Below are 17268 nucleotides of genomic sequence, written 5' to 3' on the forward strand. Positions count from 1 at the left end.
ATCCCCTCGAAAGGAGACTGACATGGCCACGATCCGCCGCTTCGGCGTCCTGTCCCAGCTTCGGAGCGAGGCGAGCCACTACGTCGTCCGCTTCCGCAACGGCCGCCCGCGCCAGAGCGGGCGCGGCCTCGTCTTCTGGTTCCGCCCGGAGACCGCGAGCATCAGCGAGCTGCCGATGGACGACCGCGAGATGACGCTGTTCGTCCGCGGCCGCAGCGCGGATTTCCAGGCGGTCGCGGTGCAGGGCAGCATCGGCTGGCACGTCGCCGATCCCGAGCGGCTCGCCGCCCGCGTCGACTTCTCCCTCGACCTGCGCACCGGGCGGCTCCAGGGCGAGCCGATCGAGCGGATCGAGGCGCGCATCGCCGGGCTCGCCAACCAGACCGTTCTGCAATTCCTCGGCAGCGCCCCCGTGCGCGCCCTGCTCGATGCCGGGCCGGAGGCCCTGCGGGCACAGGTGCAGGCGGCGCTCGGCACCGAGCCGTCGCTTGCCGAGATCGGCATCGCCGTGGTCTCGGTGCGGCTCACCAATCTCGCCCCGTCGAGCGAGCTGGAGCGCGCCTTGCAGACGCCGACCTACGAGGCGCTGCAGCAGAAGGCGGACGAGGCCACCTTCGCCCGCCGGGCGGTTGCCGTGGAGAAGGAGCGGGCGATCGCCGAGAACGAACTCGCCACCAGGACCGAACTCGCCCGGCGGGAGGCGCTGCTGATCGCCGAGGAGGCGCAGAACGCCCGCAACCGGGCGCAGGCCCGGGCCGAGGCGGAGGGGATCGAGGCCGGCGCGGAGGCCGAGCGCATCCGCGTGGTCGACGGGGCGCGCACCGAGGCCGAGCGGGCACGCGTGGCGATCTACCGCGACGTGGCGCCGGGCACCCTGCTCGGCCTCGCCGCCCAGTCGCTGGCGGGCAAGCTCGACACGATCGAGCACGTCAACGTCACGCCGGACCTCCTCGCCACCCTCCTCGGCGAATTCCGCCGGCCGACCGGCCTCCCGGCCCGCTGAGGGAGGGATTGATGGCCGCGCTCACCCCCCGGGCGGTCTTCGTCACCCGCGAGACCGATTACGAGCTCCTGATCGCCCGGCATGCCACCAGGGGCCAGGCCCGCTTCTTCCTGGAGAGCCGCGGCCAGGGGCTGGCGCAGGTCGAGGCGCGCCACGAGCGCTTCCACGCGGTGCTGGCCCGGGCCCGGGCCGCGGTGCCGGGCGCGTGGCGCCAGACCCTGGTGCGGCGGGCCGACCTCGACCGCTTCCTGTTCGCCGCGGACGACGTGGTCGTCGCCGTCGGGCAGGACGGGCTGATCGCCAATGTCGCGAAGTATCTGGGGGCGCAGCCGGTGATCGGGGTGAACCCGGACCCCGACCTCTACGACGGCGTGCTGGTCCGCAATCCCGTCGAGCGGCTCCCCCGGCTGCTGCCGGCGAGCGCCGCCGGGGCGGCCGGAATCGAGCGGCGCACCATGGTCGAGGCGGTGATCGACGGGGCCGAGCGCCTGTTCGCCCTCAACGAGATCTTCGTCGGGCACCGCAGCCACCAATCCGCCCGCTACCGGATCGAGGCCGGGGAGGAGGGGGAGGAGCATTCCTCCAGCGGTCTCATCGTCGCCTCCGGCACCGGGGCCACCGGCTGGGCCCGCTCCATCGCCGAGGCGACCCGGCTCGGCCTGTCGCTCGCCCCCGAGGAGCGGGCGGTGGGCTACTGGGTGCGCGAGCCGTTCCCGAGCGTCGCTACCGCCACGCGGCTGCGGGCCGGCAAGCTCACCGATGCACCGCTCCGCGTCACCTCGCGGATGAACGAGGGCGGCGTGGTCTTCGCCGACGGGATCGAGCAGGATTTCCTGGGCTTCGGCTGGGGCCGGCAGGTGCGGATCGCGCCGGCCGACCGGGCCCTGCACCTCGTGACTGGCTGAGACGGGCGGCGGGGTGCTCAGGAACACCGGTTTCCCGGCCGCCCATCCCGTATATGGAAGGCGGGCGGGACGTCCGGGCGGATGGCCGGACCACAATCATTTGTAGGGCGCGATCCTGTCGCAAAACCGCCAAGGGTGCCGATCATGGGGCTGGTGATCGCGCGCCGTGAGCGTCGGCGCGCGATTCGACCGATCCGGGAATGGGCAGCACGTGGAATCGGCAGCAGAGCATCGGATGGGCGGTCTCGTCGCGGCGGGGCACCACGACGAGGGGCCGGGCGGAAGCCTCGCCGGCCGGGCCGTCCTGCGCGGGCCCGCCCGCCCCGACCTGATCCGCCGGGAGACCCTGGCCGCCCTGTTCCGGGCGAGCGCGCGGGCGCGCGCCGACGCTCCCTGCCTGATCGATGCCGCCGAGCCCGCCTCGGACGGGCGCCGTCCGGTCCTGACCTACGCTGAGGTCGACGCCCGCTCCGACGCCCTCGCCGCTGGGCTTTCCGCCCGCGGCATCGGCCCCGGCGACGTCGTCGGCCTCTGGATGGCCCGCGGCACCGAGCTGCTGATCGCGCAGATCGGCATCACCAAGTCGGGCGCCGCCTGGCTCCCCTTCGACGCCGAGGCGCCCGCCGACCGGGTCGCGGTCTGCCTCGGCGATGCGGAGGCCCGGGCGCTCCTCGTCTCGGACGCCCTGCACCCGCAGGCGCCGGAGGGCACGCCCGCGCTCACGACCGCCGCGGTGTTGGCGGCGGGGCAGGGGGCCGCCGCCCCCGATCTCGATGCGGCCGGTCTCACCCCCGAGCACCCGGCCTACCTGATCTACACCTCGGGCTCGACCGGCGTGCCGAAGGGCATCGTCATCAGCCACGCCAACATCTGCCACTTCCTGCGCTCGGGCAACGCCGTCTACGGCATGCGCGCCGACGACGTGGTGTTCCAGGGCGCCTCCGTCGCCTTCGATCTCTCGATGGAGGAGATCTGGGTCCCCTATCTCGTCGGCGCCTGCCTGTTCGTGGCGAGCCCCGCCATGATGGGCGACGTGGAATCGCTGCCCGCGATCATCGCGGAAGCGGGCGTCACCGTGCTCGACACGGTGCCGACCCTGCTCGCGATGATCCCCGGCGACCTGCCGAGTGTCCGCCTCGTCCTGCTCGGGGGCGAGGCCCTGCCCGAGCCGCTGGTGGCGCGCTGGGCGACCGGCGAGCGGCGCCTGTTCAACACCTACGGCCCGACCGAGGCGACCGTGGTGGCGACCGCCGCCGAGATGCGGCCGGGCCGGCCCGTCACCATCGGCGGCCCGATCCCGAATTATTCGGTCTACGTCGCCGACGAGGCGCTGAACCTGCTCGGGCCCGGCGAGCCCGGCGAGTTGCTGATCGGCGGCCCCGGCGTGGCGGGCGGCTATCTCAAGCGACCCGAACTGACGGCGGAGAAATTCGTCGCCAATCCCTACCCGTCCGACGGGACCGATCCGGTGCTCTACCGCTCGGGCGATGCGGTCTCGATGACCGAGGCCGGCGACATCGCCTTCCACGGCCGCATCGACGATCAGGTCAAGATCCGCGGGTTCCGCGTGGAGCTCGGCGAGATCGAGGCTCGCATCCGGGGCGAGGCGGGCATCAATCAGGCGGCGGTGGTGCTGCGCCGCGACGACGAGGTCGACCGCCTCGTGGCCTTCCTCGTGCCCGAGCGCGGCGCCGAGTTCGACCGGGCGGCCTTGCGAAAGACTCTGGCGGCGCAGATGCCGCCCTACATGGTGCCCGGTCATTTCGAGACGGTCGAGACCCTGCCCCGTCTTACCTCGGGCAAGGTCGACCGCAAGGCCCTGCGGATCGCGCCGCTGACGGTCGCCGCGGCGGACGGCGAGCAGGAGATGCCCGACAACGAGACCGAGGCCGCCTTGCTGGCGGCGGCGAAGCGGGTGTTCGGCGACGGGCCGATCGGGCTCGAGGCCGACTTCTTCTCCGAACTCGGCGGCCACTCGCTCCTCGCCGCCCGCTTCGTCGGCGCGGTGCGCGAGACGCCGGCGCTCGCCGGCATCACCCTGCAGGACGTCTATGCCGGCCGCACGCTCCGGGCGATGGCCGCGGGTCTGATCGAGCGCTCCGGCGGCGTCGGCGCGCAGACCGCGATCCGGGATCTCGGCTTCACCCCGCCGCCGCTCCTGCGCCGGGCGCTGTGTGGGCTCGCCCAGGCGGCGGCCCTCCCCTTCGTGATCGCGCTCGCCACGGCGCAATGGCTCGGCATCTTCGTCACCTACCTGCTGCTCACCGGCGGCGGGCTCGGCTTCTGGGGCGAACTCGGCGTCCTCCTGCTCGTCTATATCGGCATCAATGCCGTGACGGCGTCGATCGCGATCGCCGCCAAGTGGCTGATCCTCGGGCGGACCAAGCCCGGCCGCTACCCGCTCTGGGGCGTCTACTATTACCGCTGGTGGCTGGCGCAGCGGCTGACGCCGCTGGTGCACATCAAGTGGCTCCAGGGCTCGCCCGCCATCGTCGCCTATCTGCGGCTGCTCGGCGCCAAGATCGGCGACGACGTGCTGGTCTCCGACCTCGACGTGGGGGCGGCCGATCTTCTCACCATCGGCCGCGGCTCCTCGCTCGGCGGTCGCCTCGTCATCGCCAATGCCGAGGTCGTCGGCAACGAACTCGTCATCGGCCGCGTCGAGATCGGCGAGGACGTCGCCATCGGCACCTCCTGCGTCATCGGCCCCGATACGGTCATCGGCGATCACGCCGAGATCGCCGATCTCACCACCGTGCCGGCCGGCACCGAGGTCGGCCCGGCCGAAGCCTGGGACGGCTCGCCCGGCCGCCGGGTCGGCACCGTGGACTTCTCCGCCCTGCCCGAGCCCGCCACCGCCTCGCCCGCCCGCCGGGCGGCCTTCGGCGCGGTCTACGCCTTCCTGCTCGCGGCGGTGCCGGCGGTCGGCCTGCTGCCGATCTTCCCGGCCTTCTACATCTTCGATCAGATCTCGGATCACCTCTCGGAGATCACCGACGTCGATTACCACGCCTACCTGCCGCTGCTGACCTGGCCCACCGCCATGCTGATGACGGCGGGCACGGTGCTGCTCATCGCCGCGATCCGCTGGGCGGTGCTGCCGCGGGCGACATCCGGCACCTACTCGATCTGGTCGGGCTTCTACCTGCGCAAATGGCTGGTGGCGCTCGCCTCCGAGGTGACGCTGGAGACGCTCTCCTCGCTGTTCGCCACCGTCTACATGCGGGCATGGTACCGGCTGATGGGCGCGCGGATGGGGCGCGGCGCCGAGATCTCGACCAATCTCGGCTCGCGTCACGACCTCGTCTCGGTCGGCGCCAACAACTTCATCGCCGACGAGGTGGTGGTCGGCGAGGAGGAGATCCGCCGCGGCTGGATGCACCTTCACACCGTCGAGACCGGTGCCCGCGTCTTCGTCGGCAATGACGGCGTGCTGCCGCCGGGCACGCGACTGCCCGACGACGTCCTGATCGGCATCAAGTCGAAGCCCCCGGCCAACGCGCAGATGGGACCGGGCGAGACGTGGTTCGGCTCGCCGCCGATCCGCCTGCCGGTGCGGCAGAAGGTCGATCTCGGTTCGCACGCGCAGACCTTCGAGCCGAGCGTGTGGGCCAAGCTGCGGCGCGGCCTGTTCGAGGCCTTCGCCACCTCGTTCTCGCCGATGCTCTACATCTCGCTCGCCATCTGCGCGATCGACTGGGTGTTCTACCCCGAGATCCTCGAGGGAGACTGGCTCGGGCTCGCCGTGGCCTTCGTGCTCGCGAGCGTCGTCATCGCCCTGATCCAGACGAGCAGCGTCATCGCCCTGAAATGGCTGCTGATGGGGATCTACCGCCCCGGCATGCGGCCGATGTGGTCGTGGTGGGCGATGCGCACCGAGGCGATCGCGGTGGCCTATTGGGGGCTGGCCGGCAAGGTGCTCCTGGAGCACCTGATGGGCACGCCCTTCCTGCCCTGGGTGCTGCGGCTGTTCGGCGTGAAGGTCGGCAAGGGCGCCTGCCTGCTGATGACCGACATCACCGAGTTCGACTGCGTCGAGATCGGCGACTACGCGGCCATCAACCGCTCGGCGGCGCTCCAGACCCACCTCTACGAGGATCGCATCATGAAGGTCGGCCGGGTCGTGGTCGGGCGCGGCGTCTCGGTCGGGGCGTTCTCGACGGTGCTCTACGACAGCCATGTCGGCGACTACGCGCGGCTGCGCCCGCTCACCATCGTGATGAAGGGCGAGTCGATCCCGGCCCATTCCGAGTGGGAGGGCGCGCCCGCCGTGCCGGTGGTGCACGCGGTCGCCGAGCCGGCGGCGAAGGCGGCGTGAAAGGCTTCGCAGTACTTGTGAATCGTACCAATAATGGTACGTTTTGCGGATGGCCGCTGCGACAGCCATCCCTCTGCTTTTCTATCGAAGTGCTCTCGGCCACGAGCCGGTTCGCGAGTGGCTGAGGGAATTGCCGCCGGAGGACAAGCGCGTCGTCGGCTTTGATGTTCGTCGGGTCCAACTGGGTTGGCCGATCGGGCTACCGGTCTGCCGACCGATGGCAGGCGGCTTGTTCGAGGTGCGTTCGACGCTGCCAAGCCGCCGCGAAGCCCGCCTTCTGTTCGGGTTCCATGAAGGTCGGCTGATCGCCCTGCATGCCTTCATCAAGAAGGCGCAGCGGACGCCAGCATCAGAGCTTGAATTGGCACGGAGGCGCTTGAAGGAGGTGATGAGATGAATGCGGACAACCCCCATATTGGATCGAGCTTCGAGAGCTGGCTGGAGGCCGAGGGCATCGCTGAAGAGGTCAAGGCAGCGGCGGCCAAGAGCATCATTGCCGAGCAGATCGCCCTGGAGATGAAGCGTCAGAAGATCAGCAAGGTTCGGATGGCCGAACTCATGCAGACGAGCCGCGCTCAGGTCGATCGCCTCCTCGATCCGTCGAATGGCGCCGCGACGTTGGAATCCCTGGTTCGCGCCGCCCGCGCGGTCGGGCGGGATTTGCGGGTCGAACTCGTATGACGATCGCCCGCTGGTCGAGCCAGCGGGCCGATGCCTGTCACGCCGCCTCGGTCTTCGCCCCGAGGCGCTTGTCGAGATAGGTGTCGACGGTCTGGGTCAGCTCGTCGACCTTGCCGTCGAAGAAGTGGTTGGCGCCCTCGACCATCTGGTGCTCGATGATGACGCCCTTCTGCGTCTTCACCTTCTCGATCACCGGGATCACCTCGCGGGCCGGCGCCACCCGGTCCTCCGAGCCGTGCACGAAAAGGCCGGAGGAAGGGCAGGGGGCCAGGAAGGTGAAGTCGTAGCGGTTGGCCATCGCGGCGATCGAGATGAAGCCCTCGATCTCCGGACGGCGCATCAGCAGCTGCATCCCGATCCACGAGCCGAACGACACGCCCGCGATCCAGCAGGATTTCGCCTCCGGGTTGACCGACTGCACCCAGTCGAGGGCGGCGGCCGCGTCCGAGAGCTCGCCCGAACCGTGATCGAACGCGCCCTGGCTGCGGCCGACCCCGCGGAAATTGAAACGCAGGGCTGCGAATCCGCGATTAGCGAAGGTGTAGAAAAGATTGTACACAATCTGATTGTTCATCGTGCCCCCGAACTGGGGGTGCGGGTGCAGCACGATCGCGATCGGCGCCCCCTTCTTCTTGGGAGCCTGGTAGCGGCCTTCCAGGCGGCCGGCGGGGCCGGAGAAAATGACTTCGGGCATGATGTCCTCGAGATGATCCGGCCCTCGCCCCCGATGCCCCCGCGAAGGCAGGGGGAGGCGAACCGGTCACGGCTTGACTCGTTGCGCGCGCCACCTACAAGCGCTCTTAGAATAATTCTAGGCGATTAGAACTATTCTAAACTGTTCGTCGGGCTTCGACCTGCGATGCAAGGGCGCGTTTCGCGCGGCTTAGCACGGGGGAGGGGGGCGAAATCAAGAAAATCAGGATTGGCAGGATGATACGGAGCGAAACGGCAGGATGACGTCAGGCGGGCGCAGCTATCTCGATCACAACGCGACATCTCCGGTGCGTCCGGAAGTCGCGGCGGCGGTCGCGCGCGCGCTCACGCTGCCGGGCAACCCGTCCTCGATCCATCAGGAGGGCCGCGCGGCGCGCCACGCGCTGCAGACGGCGCGGGCGCGGCTCGCCGCCCTGCTCGGCGCGAATGCTGAGCGCGTCACCTTCACCAGCGGCGGCACGGAAGCCGCCAATGCCGTGCTCTCCGGCGCGCTGCGGAAGACCGGCCTGCCTGCCCCGACCCGGCTGATGATCTCGGCCACCGAGCATTCCTGCGTCACGGCGGGTCACCGCTTCGCGCCGGAAGCGGTCGAGGTGCTGCCGGTGGACGCGGCCGGTCTGCTCAGGCTCGACAGCCTCGCGGCCCGGCTCGACGCCTGCCGGGACGAGACCGTGCTGATCTCGGTCCACGCGGCCAACAACGAGACCGGCGTGGTGCAGCCGCTGGCCGAGGTCGTGCGGCTCGCCCGCGCCCACGGACGGGTCCTGGTCCACAGCGACGCGGTCCAGGCGATCGGGAAGATCCCGCTCGACTTTTCCGCCCTCGGCCTCGACGCTCTGACGCTCTCCGGCCACAAGTTCGCCGCGCCGAAGGGGGTCGGCGCGATGGTGCTGGCCGAGGGCGTGAGCCTGGAGACGGCCCTCCTGCGCGGCGGCGGCCAGGAGGCGCGCCTGCGCTGCGGCACCGAGAATGTCTCAGGGATCGTCGGCATGGGCGAGGCTGCGGCGATCGCTCAGAGCGCCCTGGAGGTCGAGGCGGTGCGGCTCGCAGGGTTGCGCGACCTCCTCGAAGCGCGCCTGCGGTTGCTCGCTCCGGACCTGGTGGTGTTCGGCGAGGGCGCGCCGCGCCTGCCCAACACGTCGAGCTTCGCCGTGCCGGGCCTCGAAGCCTCCACGGCGCTGATCGCCCTCGATCTCGCCGGCCTGTCCGTCTCGTCGGGCTCGGCCTGCGCCTCGGGCAAGGTGGCCCGCTCCCCCGTGCTCGCGGCGATGGGCGTGAGCCCTGCGCTCGCTGCGGGGGCGCTGCGCGTCAGCTTCGGCTGGAATTCGTGCGCGGATGACCTGTCACGCTTCGCGACGGGGTTCGAACGGGTCGTTTCGTCCCTATATCAGCGGCGAGGGCAGGCAGCCTGAGCGCCGCCCGCCCAAGCCATTTTTTCGGCGGAACGCCCGCCGTGTCGTTGGAAACCCCCGGTCCTTGAAGCCGGAGTAGGTCAGGAGACGCTGAATGCCTGCAGTGCAGGAGACCATCGATCGGGTCCGTTCGATCGATATCGATCAGTACAAGTACGGTTTCGAGACCGTGATCGAGATGGAGAAGTCCGAGAAGGGCCTCTCCGAGGACGTGATCCGCTTCATCTCGGCCAAGAAGAACGAGCCGGAATGGATGCTCGAATGGCGCCTCGACGCCTACAAGCGCTGGCTCACCATGAAGGAGCCGGAATGGGCCCGCGTCGCCTACGACAAGGTCGACTATAACGACATCTACTACTACGCCGCGCCCAAGCGTAAGGGCCCTGAATCGCTCGACGAGATCGATCCCGAGATCCTGAAGACCTACGAGAAGCTCGGCATCCCGCTGCGCGAGGTCGAGGCGCTGGAGGGCATCGCCCCCGAGCGCCGCGTCGCGGTCGATGCGGTGTTCGACTCGGTTTCGGTGGCCACCACCTTCCGGAAGGAGCTGGAGAAGGCCGGCGTGATCTTCATGCCGATCTCAGAGGCGATCCGCGAGTACCCGGACCTCGTGAGGCAGTATCTCGGCTCGGTCGTGCCGGTGACCGACAACTTCTTCGCGACGCTCAACTCGGCCGTCTTCTCCGACGGCTCGTTCGTCTACATCCCGCCGGGCGTGCGCTGCCCGATGGAGCTGTCGACCTACTTCCGCATCAACGAGCGCGATACGGGGCAGTTCGAGCGCACCTTGATCATCGCCGACAAGGGGTCCTACGTCTCCTATCTCGAGGGCTGCACCGCGCCGAAGCGCGACGACAACCAGCTCCACGCTGCGGTGGTCGAGCTCGTCGCCCTGGAGGATGCCGAGATCAAGTACTCGACCGTCCAAAACTGGTATCCCGGCGACAACGAGGGGAAGGGCGGCATCTACAACTTCGTGACCAAGCGCGGCGATTGCCGCGGCGCCCGCTCGAAGATTTCGTGGACGCAGGTCGAGACCGGCTCGGCGATCACCTGGAAGTATCCGTCCTGCATCCTGCGCGGCGACGATTCCCGTGGCGAGTTCTACTCGATCGCGGTGTCGAACGGCATGCAGCAGGTCGATTCCGGCACCAAGATGATCCATCTCGGCAAGAACACGACCAGCCGGATCATCTCGAAGGGGATTTCCGCGGGCCGCTCGCAGAACACCTACCGGGGTCTCGTCTCGGCCCACAAGAAGGCCAAGGGCGCGCGCAACTTCACCAACTGCGACAGCTTGCTGATCGGCGATCAGTGCGGGGCGCACACCGTGCCCTACATCGAGTCGAAGAACGCGAGCGCGGTGTTCGAGCACGAGGCCACCACCTCGAAGATTTCCGAGGACCAGAAGTTCTACTGCCAGCAGCGCGGTCTCTCCGAGGAGGAGGCGACGGCGCTGATCGTCAACGGCTTCGTCCGCGACGTGCTGCAGCAGCTGCCGATGGAGTTCGCGGTGGAAGCCCAGAAGCTGATCTCGATCAGCCTCGAGGGCTCGGTGGGCTGACGACCTTCGACGCAGACGTGCCGCGCGCCGCCCACCGGCACAGCGCGCGGCACGCCGACGAGGTGAGAAGCAGCCCGCGCTGTGGCGGCTTCTATTGCCTGGAAATCTTCGCGCCGGACGAGATCGCGGAGTGGGTCGATAGGAACGCGACCGCTCTGTGCCCCCGGTGCGGCGTCGACGCAGGGATCGGTGAAATGTCCGGATATCCGGTTCAGAGCGCCGCCTTCCTGCAAGCGATGCATCAGGAATGGTTTTGAAGGACTTGGACGAACATGCTTGAGATCAAAAACCTCGTCGTGCAGATCGAGGACAACCGCATCCTCAACGGCCTGAACCTCACCGTGAACGACGGCGAGGTCGCCGCGATCATGGGCCCGAACGGGTCCGGCAAGTCGACGCTCTCCTACGTCATCGCCGGCAAGGAGGACTACGAGGTCCTCGACGGCGAGATCCTGCTCGACGGGCAGAACGTGCTGGAGATGGCAGCCGACGAGCGCGCCGCCGCCGGCATCTTCCTCGCCTTCCAGTACCCGCTGGAGATCCCGGGCGTGGGCACCATGACCTTCCTCAAGGCCTGCCTCAACGCGCAGCGCAAGGCGCGCGGCGAGGACGAGCTCTCGACCCCCGACTTCATCCGCGCGGTGAACGCGGCGGCCGACAAGCTCGAGATCAACAAGGAGATGCTCAAGCGCGCCCTCAACGTCGGCTTCTCCGGCGGTGAGAAGAAGCGCATGGAGATCCTCCAGATGGCGCTGCTGCAGCCGAAGTTCTGCGTCCTCGACGAGACCGATTCCGGTCTCGACATCGACGCGCTGCGCATCGTCTCCGAGGGCGTGAACGCGCTGCGCGCGCAGGGGCGCTCGTTCCTCGTCATCACCCACTACCAGCGGCTCCTCAACCACATCGTGCCCGACACCGTGCACGTCATGTCGAAGGGCCAGATCGTGAAGACCGGCGGCAAGGAGCTGGCCCTGGAGCTCGAGGCCTCCGGCTATGCCGAGTACCGCACGAGCGAGGCTGCGTAATGGCCGACGTGACCAATCTCCGCTCCCCCGCCGAGGCCGGCCTCTCGAAGCTGTTCGAGTCCTCGCGCAAGGCCTTCGCCAGCGACCAAGCGATCAGCCGCGAGGAGGCATTCCGCTTCTTCGAGGCGACCGGCCTGCCGAGCCGCCGGGTCGAGGCGTTCAAGTACACGGACCTGCGCGCCGCCATCACGGAAGCCGCCCCGCCCGCCGAGGCGCCGTCCGAGGACGCGGCCCGGGCCGCCGTCGCCGGGGTCAAGGGCTTCGCCGAGGTCGAGGCCGCGCGCCTCACCTTCGTCAACGGCCATCTCGTGGCGGCCCTGTCGGATCTCGACCGGATCCCCGAGGGCGTGACGGTAGCCCCGCTCAACGAGGCTCTGGCGCAGGGCGATGCCCGCCTGAAGCTGCTCGCCCCCGTCGAGCAGGTGCGCGAGAACCCGATCTACCAGCTCAACACCGCCTTCCTGGCGGACGGCGCGCTGATCTCGGTCGCTCCCGGCGCCAAGCCGCGGACGCCCGTGCATCTGCGCTTCGTCGGCACGGGCGCGACCGCGTTCTCGACCGCGACCCGCGTGCTGGTCGAGGTGGGGGCCGGGGCGGAGTTCTTCCTGCTGGAGAGCCACGAGGGTCCGGCCGGCCTCACCTACCAGCCCAACGATGCGCTGGACGTGCACATCGGCGAGGAGGCCGCCTTCCGCCACACCCGGCTCAACCGGGAAGGCGATGCAGCCATCGCCCTCTCGACCCTCTCGGTGCGGCTCGACGCCCGGGCGCAGCTCGAGACGGTCAACCTCGTCACCGGCGCCAAGCTCTCGCGCCACCAGATCTACCTGCACGTCGCGGGCGCGGACGCCAACGCGGTCGTCAACGGCGCGACGCTGCTCGGTCACGGCCAGCTCGCGGATTCGACCCTGCTCGCCGACCACGCGGCGACGGGCGGTGTCGGCCGCGAGATGTTCAAGACGGTGATCGACGGTGATTCCACAGGCGTGTTCCAGGGCAAGATCATCGTCCGCCAAGTCGCGCAGCAGACCGACGGCAAGATGAAGTCCGACTGTCTGCTCCTGACCGACGACGGTCAGATGATGAACAAGCCGGAACTGGAGATCTTCGCCGACGACGTCGCCTGCGGCCACGGTGCCACCTGCGGCGCGCCGGACGAGGACCTGCTGTTCTACCTCATGGCCCGCGGCCTGCCGCGCGCCACCGCCGAGAGCCTGCTGGTCCAGGCCTTCATCGGCGAGGCGGTGGAGACGGTCACGCACGAGGGCGCCCGCGACGCGCTGATCGGCGGGATCGAGGCTTGGCTGGCGGCGCGCGGCTGACCCTTCTGGCCGGTTCCCCCTGAGGGAGCCGGCCAAGCTCAGTGACGCCGAACCTGTTCCGGCGGGCGGCGATGGACCCGGACAGCACAGGATCCAAGGTCGCGAACATGAACGCACCCGTCCCCGCCACCCCCTACGACGTCGAGGCGATCCGGAAGCAATTCCCGATCCTCTCGGAAAAGGTCTACGGCAAGCCGCTGGTCTATCTCGACAACGCCGCCTCGACGCAGAAGCCGCGGGCGGTGATCGACGCGATGGTCTCCTGCATGGAGACCGGCTACGCCAACGTCCATCGCGGTCTGCACTACATGGCCAACGCCGCGACCGAAGGGTTCGAGGGCGCGCGCGAGACCACGCGCCAGTTCCTCAACGCGGCCTCCACAGACGAGATCATCTTCACCCGCAACGCGACCGAGGCCTACAACCTCGTGGCCTCCTCCATGGGCTGGGCGGGCCTGATCGGGGAGGGGGACGAGATCATCCTCTCGATCATGGAGCACCACTCCAACATCGTGCCCTGGCATTTTCTGCGCGAGCGGCGCGGAGCCGTCATCAAGTGGGCGCCGGTGGACGACGACGGCAACTTCCTGGTCGAGGACTACGAAAAGCTGTTCAGCCCGCGCACCAAGATGGTGGCGATCACCCACATGTCGAACGTGCTCGGCACGGTGACGCCGGCGGAAGAGATCGTACGCATCGCCCACGCACACGGCGTGCCGGTACTGCTCGACGGAGCGCAGAGCGCGGTGCATCGCCCGGTCGACGTGCGGGCGCTCGATTGCGACTTCTTCGTCTTCACCGGTCACAAGGTCTACGGTCCGACCGGCATCGGCGTGCTCTACGGCAAGAAGGAATGGCTCGACCGGCTGCCCCCCTATCAGGGCGGCGGCGAGATGATCCGCACGGTGAGCCAGGACGCGATCACCTACAACGATCCGCCCCACCGCTTCGAAGCGGGCACGCCGGCGATCATCGAGGCGGTCGGCCTCGGCGCGGCGCTGGAATTCATGATGAAGCTCGGCCGCGAGAACATCGCCGCGCACGAGGCGATGCTGACGGCCTACGCGCAGGAGCGCCTCGGCGCGATGAACGCGATCCGCCAGATCGGCAATTCCCGCGACAAGGGCGGCGTCATCGCCTTCGAGGTGAAGGGCGCGCATGCCCACGACATCGCGACCGTGATCGACCGCCAGGGCGTGGCCGTTCGGGCGGGCACGCACTGCGCCATGCCGCTTCTGACCCGCTTCGGCGTGACCTCGACCTGTCGCGCCTCGTTCGGCCTGTATAATACGACCCACGAGATCGACGTGCTCGCCGAGGCCCTGGCCAAGGCCGAGATGCTGTTCAGTTGAGTTTTCTGGAAAGAAGTTTCGGCTGTCGGATGCGGCGGCCGGAAGGAGTGATCCGATGAGCACCGACGCCACCATCACCGGCGGCACCAACACCCCCGCCCTCGCGGCGGCCTCCGCGATCCCGGCGGAGGAGATCGACCGGCTCACCGACGACATCGTCGCCGCGCTGAAGACCGTCTACGATCCGGAGATCCCCGCCGACATCTACGAACTCGGCCTGATCTACCGGGTGCAGATCGAGGACGACCGGCGGGTGCTGATCGACATGACGCTGACCGCCCCGGGCTGCCCCGTGGCCGGCGAGATGCCGGGCTGGGTCGAGAACGCGGTCTCGGCGGTCCCGGGCGTGCAGTCTTGCCAGGTCACGATGGTGTTCGACCCGCCATGGGATCAGAGCCGGATGTCCGACGAGGCCCGCGTCGCGCTCGACATGTGGTGAGGAACGGTTGCGTCAGCCGGTCCAGCGATCTTCGCAGAGTCGGCCTGACGCAGACGGTTTCCGGTTGATCGCCTCATTTGTCCTCTCGTCATCGCGAGGCGAGGCGCTCGCAATCCAGGGCTTCGCACCGTCCGGAAAGGTCGCGCCCTGGATCGGCTTCGCCTTGCGATGACAGAGAGACGCAAGACCCGAAGCGATCAAGCGGATGCCGTATCAGTCCCCCGGCGGAGTGTCGGCTGGATCCCATCGCGGTCCGAACGTCAATCCGTCGTAGATATCCGCTAGCGTCAACTGCGCGGCGATCTCGGGCAGATCGATGATCGCATCGAGGCCGTCGAACGCCTCGATCGCCCAGCCCTCGTCGTTGCGGCGATAGAGAAGAACCTGCGGCAGGACGGTCTCGACGAGGAGAATGCAGCGCAGGGTCGGATGGCGTTTGTACTCCTCCAGCTTGCGCGTTCGATCGACGGCGCTCGTCGAGGGGGAGGCGACCTCTACGACCAGCCGCGGTTCGCGGGCCTCGTAGGTGTCACGGACGAGTTCGGCACACTCGACCATCACATCGGGGCGTCGCAGGCCGTGAATGCCGGTTCGGATCGCGATGTCCGCCGTCATGGGCCGGCAGCCCGAGCCGCGTAGCTGCGTATGCAGCGAGGCGATGATGTTGACGGAGACCCGGTCGTGCTGCGTGCTGCTGCCGGTCATCATCCGGTGGCGACGAATCGGTAGACCGTCAACGAGTTCGTAGCGCTCCTCCTGATGGAGCTGCCATGCAAAGAATTCTTCCGGCGTCATCAGGCGCCGCGCGGGATCGGCCATCGCACCCTCCGTCACCGATTCAGCATAGCACGGCTGCAATCCGCGGGCGCGGCGGGCGCACCGGTGGACCCCTGCCCCGGGAGTGCTTATCTCTTGGATGACCCGAAAAGACTCACCCGCCCGGGCCTTGAACCCGGCCGCAGGAGAGAGACCACGATGTCAGGTTTCAAGGTGATCACGCTGACCGACCGCGCGGCGGATCGGCTGAAGGCGATCATGGCCGATGCGGACAAGCCGATCGCCGGTTTGCGCGTCGGCGTGAAGAACGGCGGCTGCGCCGGCATGTCCTACACGATGGAATATGCCGAGGCGCGCAAACCCGGCGAGGACGCGGTCGAGGACCGGGGCGTGACCGTGTTCATCGACCCCAAGGCGGTGCTGTTCCTGCTCGGCACCGAGATGGACTTCCAGACGACCAAGCTGTCGTCGCAGTTCGTGTTCAACAACCCGAACCAGACCTCGGCCTGCGGTTGCGGCGAGTCGGTGGCGATCACGCCCGCCAACCCGGAACTCCTGGCGGCCGGCGCTCCGGCCTGACGGGGCGGGCGGCGGACCGCCCGTCCGATCCTATGCCACGTCGCGCAGGGCCGCCGCCTCGGTCTCGTCGAGGGAGCGATTGCGGCCGGCGCGCTTGGCCGCGAACAGACAGGCATCCGCCCGCTCCAGCAACGAGACGGCATTGTCGTCCCCGCGGCGGGTCGCGACGCCGAGGGAGACGGTGACCTTGCCGAGCGATTCTCCCGTCGAGCGCTTGACGAGCTCGCGGCCGGTCACGCTGGTGCGCACCCGTTCTGCGACGGCGCGGGCCTCGGCCAAGTCCGTCTCCGGCAGGACGATGCCGAATTCCTCGCCGCCGAAGCGGGCGAGCGTCGCGCCCGGCTGTTCCACATGCTCGCGCATGACGACGGCGACGAGGCGCAGCACCTGATCTCCGGTCAGGTGGCCGTAGAGGTCGTTGAAGCGCTTGAAGTAGTCGATGTCGAGGACGATCAGGCTCGTCGGCCGGCGCCCGGCCTCCGGCGCGTCGCAGGCGCGGTGCAGCGCCGTCTCGAAGCTCTTGCGGTTGCCGAGGCCGGTCAGGGCATCGGTCAGGCTCTCCAGGCGGGCCGCCTCGAGCGTCTCGCGCAGACCCTCGATCTCGCTGCGGCTCTCGCGCATCCGCGCTTCGAGGGTGCGGTTGTTGGCGGTCACGTCGCGGGTGTTGGCGATGATCGTCGTGACGATCTCGCGCAGGCGGGTCCGGGTCGTGGCCGTGTTGGCGATGTCCTGGGACAGGGCCTGGAGAGACTCGCCGTACTGGGCGGTGGAGCGGATCGAGACCTCGATCATCTCCATGATGCCCTCGACTTCGGCGATCAGGCTCGAATTCATCCGGTCCACCTCGACGGCGAGCCGGCGCCCGTCGATATAGGTGTCGTACAATCCTTCGATGTCGGCGCTCGTCAGCGTGCCGTTCTGCGTCGTGAGCCGCTTGATCGCGTCGTTCATCAGCGGCTGCGTGCCCGACACGTAGAGGTACCACACCGCGTAGGCACGCGGAGTGGCGCAGGCGCAGTAGTCGCGCATCAGCTCGAAGCTGCGCTGCGCGAGCACGAAACTGCGATCACGGTCGAGATCGGGGCCGTGGCTCATCCGGTGACGTAGGCTCCTGCGGACGGGGCACGCCGCCCGGATCGTCCACTCCGCCGGAGTGTCGCCTCAGAACCTCGCCAGG

Annotated in this window: 16 protein-coding genes; 13 read left to right on the top strand and 3 right to left on the bottom strand. The window is 68.9% G+C overall.

Translation table 11 applies throughout. The features are described from left to right. The first annotated feature begins 22 nt into the window (after positions 1–22). The 5 genes from HNR01_RS05400 to HNR01_RS05420 all read left to right on the top strand — a co-directional run bounded on the left by HNR01_RS05400 (position 23) and on the right by HNR01_RS05420 (position 6907). Positions 23–1003, top strand: coding sequence for an SPFH domain-containing protein (locus HNR01_RS05400; RefSeq protein ID WP_153874415.1), 981 nt, complete (start codon positions 23–25; stop codon positions 1001–1003). Between the two features lie 11 nt (positions 1004–1014). Further along, positions 1015–1908, top strand: coding sequence for an NAD(+)/NADH kinase (locus HNR01_RS05405; RefSeq protein WP_017484192.1), 894 nt, complete (start codon positions 1015–1017; stop codon positions 1906–1908). Between the two features lie 235 nt (positions 1909–2143). Further along, on the top strand, positions 2144–6226 hold the full coding sequence (locus HNR01_RS05410; RefSeq protein WP_183667034.1) for a Pls/PosA family non-ribosomal peptide synthetase: 4083 nt from the start codon (positions 2144–2146) through the stop codon (positions 6224–6226). 49 nt (positions 6227–6275) lie between these two features. Next, complete coding sequence (locus HNR01_RS05415; RefSeq protein WP_026105473.1) at positions 6276–6623, top strand: type II toxin-antitoxin system RelE/ParE family toxin; 348 nt, start codon at positions 6276–6278, stop codon at positions 6621–6623. Next, the gene (locus tag HNR01_RS05420; RefSeq protein ID WP_017484189.1) at positions 6620–6907 is read left to right on the top strand and encodes an XRE family transcriptional regulator; all 288 of its coding nucleotides are present in this window, start codon (positions 6620–6622) and stop codon (positions 6905–6907) included. Before HNR01_RS05415 ends, HNR01_RS05420 begins: the two co-directional genes overlap by 4 nt. 37 nt (positions 6908–6944) lie before the next feature. On the opposite strand, the gene HNR01_RS05425 is transcribed toward HNR01_RS05420, so the two are convergent. Then, positions 6945–7601, bottom strand: a complete 657-nt coding sequence (locus tag HNR01_RS05425) for an alpha/beta hydrolase (protein ID WP_017484188.1) — start codon at positions 7599–7601, stop codon at positions 6945–6947. 259 nt (positions 7602–7860) lie between these two features. Here HNR01_RS05425 and HNR01_RS05430 point away from each other — a divergent pair, with 259 nt between their 5' ends. The 7 genes from HNR01_RS05430 (at position 7861) to HNR01_RS05460 (ending at position 14735) form a co-directional block, all read left to right on the top strand. Further along, a complete protein-coding gene (locus tag HNR01_RS05430) occupies positions 7861–9033 on the top strand; it encodes a cysteine desulfurase family protein (RefSeq protein WP_183667035.1) in 1173 nt (390 codons plus the stop codon). 94 nt (positions 9034–9127) lie between these two features. After that, on the top strand, positions 9128–10597 hold the full coding sequence (gene sufB, locus HNR01_RS05435) for a Fe-S cluster assembly protein SufB (RefSeq protein WP_026105472.1): 1470 nt from the start codon (positions 9128–9130) through the stop codon (positions 10595–10597). A gap of 17 nt (positions 10598–10614) precedes the next feature. Then, positions 10615–10854, top strand: a complete 240-nt coding sequence (locus tag HNR01_RS05440) for a cytoplasmic protein (RefSeq protein WP_183667036.1) — start codon at positions 10615–10617, stop codon at positions 10852–10854. A 15-nt stretch (positions 10855–10869) separates the two neighbouring features. Then, positions 10870–11622: a Fe-S cluster assembly ATPase SufC gene (gene sufC / locus HNR01_RS05445; protein ID WP_012456163.1), complete on the top strand. Its 753-nt coding sequence runs from the start codon at positions 10870–10872 to the stop codon at positions 11620–11622. Beyond that, positions 11622–12944 (top strand): SufB/SufD family protein, encoded by a 1323-nt coding sequence (locus HNR01_RS05450; RefSeq protein ID WP_153874411.1) that lies wholly within the window; start codon positions 11622–11624, stop codon positions 12942–12944. The genes sufC and HNR01_RS05450 overlap by 1 nt, the downstream gene beginning before the upstream one ends. A gap of 107 nt (positions 12945–13051) precedes the next feature. Next, the gene (locus HNR01_RS05455; protein ID WP_026105471.1) at positions 13052–14296 is read left to right on the top strand and encodes a cysteine desulfurase; all 1245 of its coding nucleotides are present in this window, start codon (positions 13052–13054) and stop codon (positions 14294–14296) included. A gap of 55 nt (positions 14297–14351) precedes the next feature. Beyond that, positions 14352–14735, top strand: a complete 384-nt coding sequence (locus HNR01_RS05460; RefSeq protein WP_026105470.1) for an SUF system Fe-S cluster assembly protein — start codon at positions 14352–14354, stop codon at positions 14733–14735. Positions 14736–14948: 213 nt separating this feature from the next. Here the strand turns inward: HNR01_RS05460 and HNR01_RS05465 are convergent, their stop codons facing one another. Beyond that, positions 14949–15554: a Uma2 family endonuclease gene (locus tag HNR01_RS05465; RefSeq protein WP_183667037.1), complete on the bottom strand. Its 606-nt coding sequence runs from the start codon at positions 15552–15554 to the stop codon at positions 14949–14951. Positions 15555–15710: 156 nt separating this feature from the next. Between HNR01_RS05465 and HNR01_RS05470 the strand changes: the two genes are divergently transcribed. Further along, on the top strand, positions 15711–16091 hold the full coding sequence (locus HNR01_RS05470) for a HesB/IscA family protein (RefSeq protein WP_017484180.1): 381 nt from the start codon (positions 15711–15713) through the stop codon (positions 16089–16091). 30 nt (positions 16092–16121) lie between these two features. Here HNR01_RS05470 and HNR01_RS05475 read toward each other — a convergent pair whose 3' ends face one another. Then, positions 16122–17186, bottom strand: a complete 1065-nt coding sequence (locus HNR01_RS05475) for a GGDEF domain-containing protein (protein WP_153874406.1) — start codon at positions 17184–17186, stop codon at positions 16122–16124. Positions 17187–17268 lie beyond the last annotated feature (82 nt).

The organism is Methylorubrum rhodesianum, assembly GCF_014199985.1.
GTDB classification, from domain to species: domain Bacteria; phylum Pseudomonadota; class Alphaproteobacteria; order Rhizobiales; family Beijerinckiaceae; genus Methylobacterium; species Methylobacterium rhodesianum.

Excerpts from the sequence above, each read along its gene's own strand:
- HNR01_RS05400 (WP_153874415.1), top strand. The coding sequence starts at position 23 with ATGGCCACGATCCGCCGCTTCGGCGTCCTGTCCCAGCTTCGGAGCGAG.
- HNR01_RS05405 (WP_017484192.1), top strand. The coding sequence starts at position 1,015 with ATGGCCGCGCTCACCCCCCGGGCGGTCTTCGTCACCCGCGAGACCGAT.
- HNR01_RS05410 (WP_183667034.1), top strand. The coding sequence starts at position 2,144 with ATGGGCGGTCTCGTCGCGGCGGGGCACCACGACGAGGGGCCGGGCGGA.
- HNR01_RS05415 (WP_026105473.1), top strand. The coding sequence starts at position 6,276 with ATGGCCGCTGCGACAGCCATCCCTCTGCTTTTCTATCGAAGTGCTCTC.
- HNR01_RS05420 (WP_017484189.1), top strand. The coding sequence starts at position 6,620 with ATGAATGCGGACAACCCCCATATTGGATCGAGCTTCGAGAGCTGGCTG.
- HNR01_RS05425 (WP_017484188.1), bottom strand. The coding sequence starts at position 7,601 with ATGCCCGAAGTCATTTTCTCCGGCCCCGCCGGCCGCCTGGAAGGCCGC.
- HNR01_RS05430 (WP_183667035.1), top strand. The coding sequence starts at position 7,861 with ATGACGTCAGGCGGGCGCAGCTATCTCGATCACAACGCGACATCTCCG.
- sufB (WP_026105472.1), top strand. The coding sequence starts at position 9,128 with ATGCCTGCAGTGCAGGAGACCATCGATCGGGTCCGTTCGATCGATATC.
- sufC (WP_012456163.1), top strand. The coding sequence starts at position 10,870 with ATGCTTGAGATCAAAAACCTCGTCGTGCAGATCGAGGACAACCGCATC.
- HNR01_RS05450 (WP_153874411.1), top strand. The coding sequence starts at position 11,622 with ATGGCCGACGTGACCAATCTCCGCTCCCCCGCCGAGGCCGGCCTCTCG.
- HNR01_RS05455 (WP_026105471.1), top strand. The coding sequence starts at position 13,052 with ATGAACGCACCCGTCCCCGCCACCCCCTACGACGTCGAGGCGATCCGG.
- HNR01_RS05460 (WP_026105470.1), top strand. The coding sequence starts at position 14,352 with ATGAGCACCGACGCCACCATCACCGGCGGCACCAACACCCCCGCCCTC.
- HNR01_RS05465 (WP_183667037.1), bottom strand. The coding sequence starts at position 15,554 with ATGGCCGATCCCGCGCGGCGCCTGATGACGCCGGAAGAATTCTTTGCA.
- HNR01_RS05470 (WP_017484180.1), top strand. The coding sequence starts at position 15,711 with ATGTCAGGTTTCAAGGTGATCACGCTGACCGACCGCGCGGCGGATCGG.
- HNR01_RS05475 (WP_153874406.1), bottom strand. The coding sequence starts at position 17,186 with ATGAGCCACGGCCCCGATCTCGACCGTGATCGCAGTTTCGTGCTCGCG.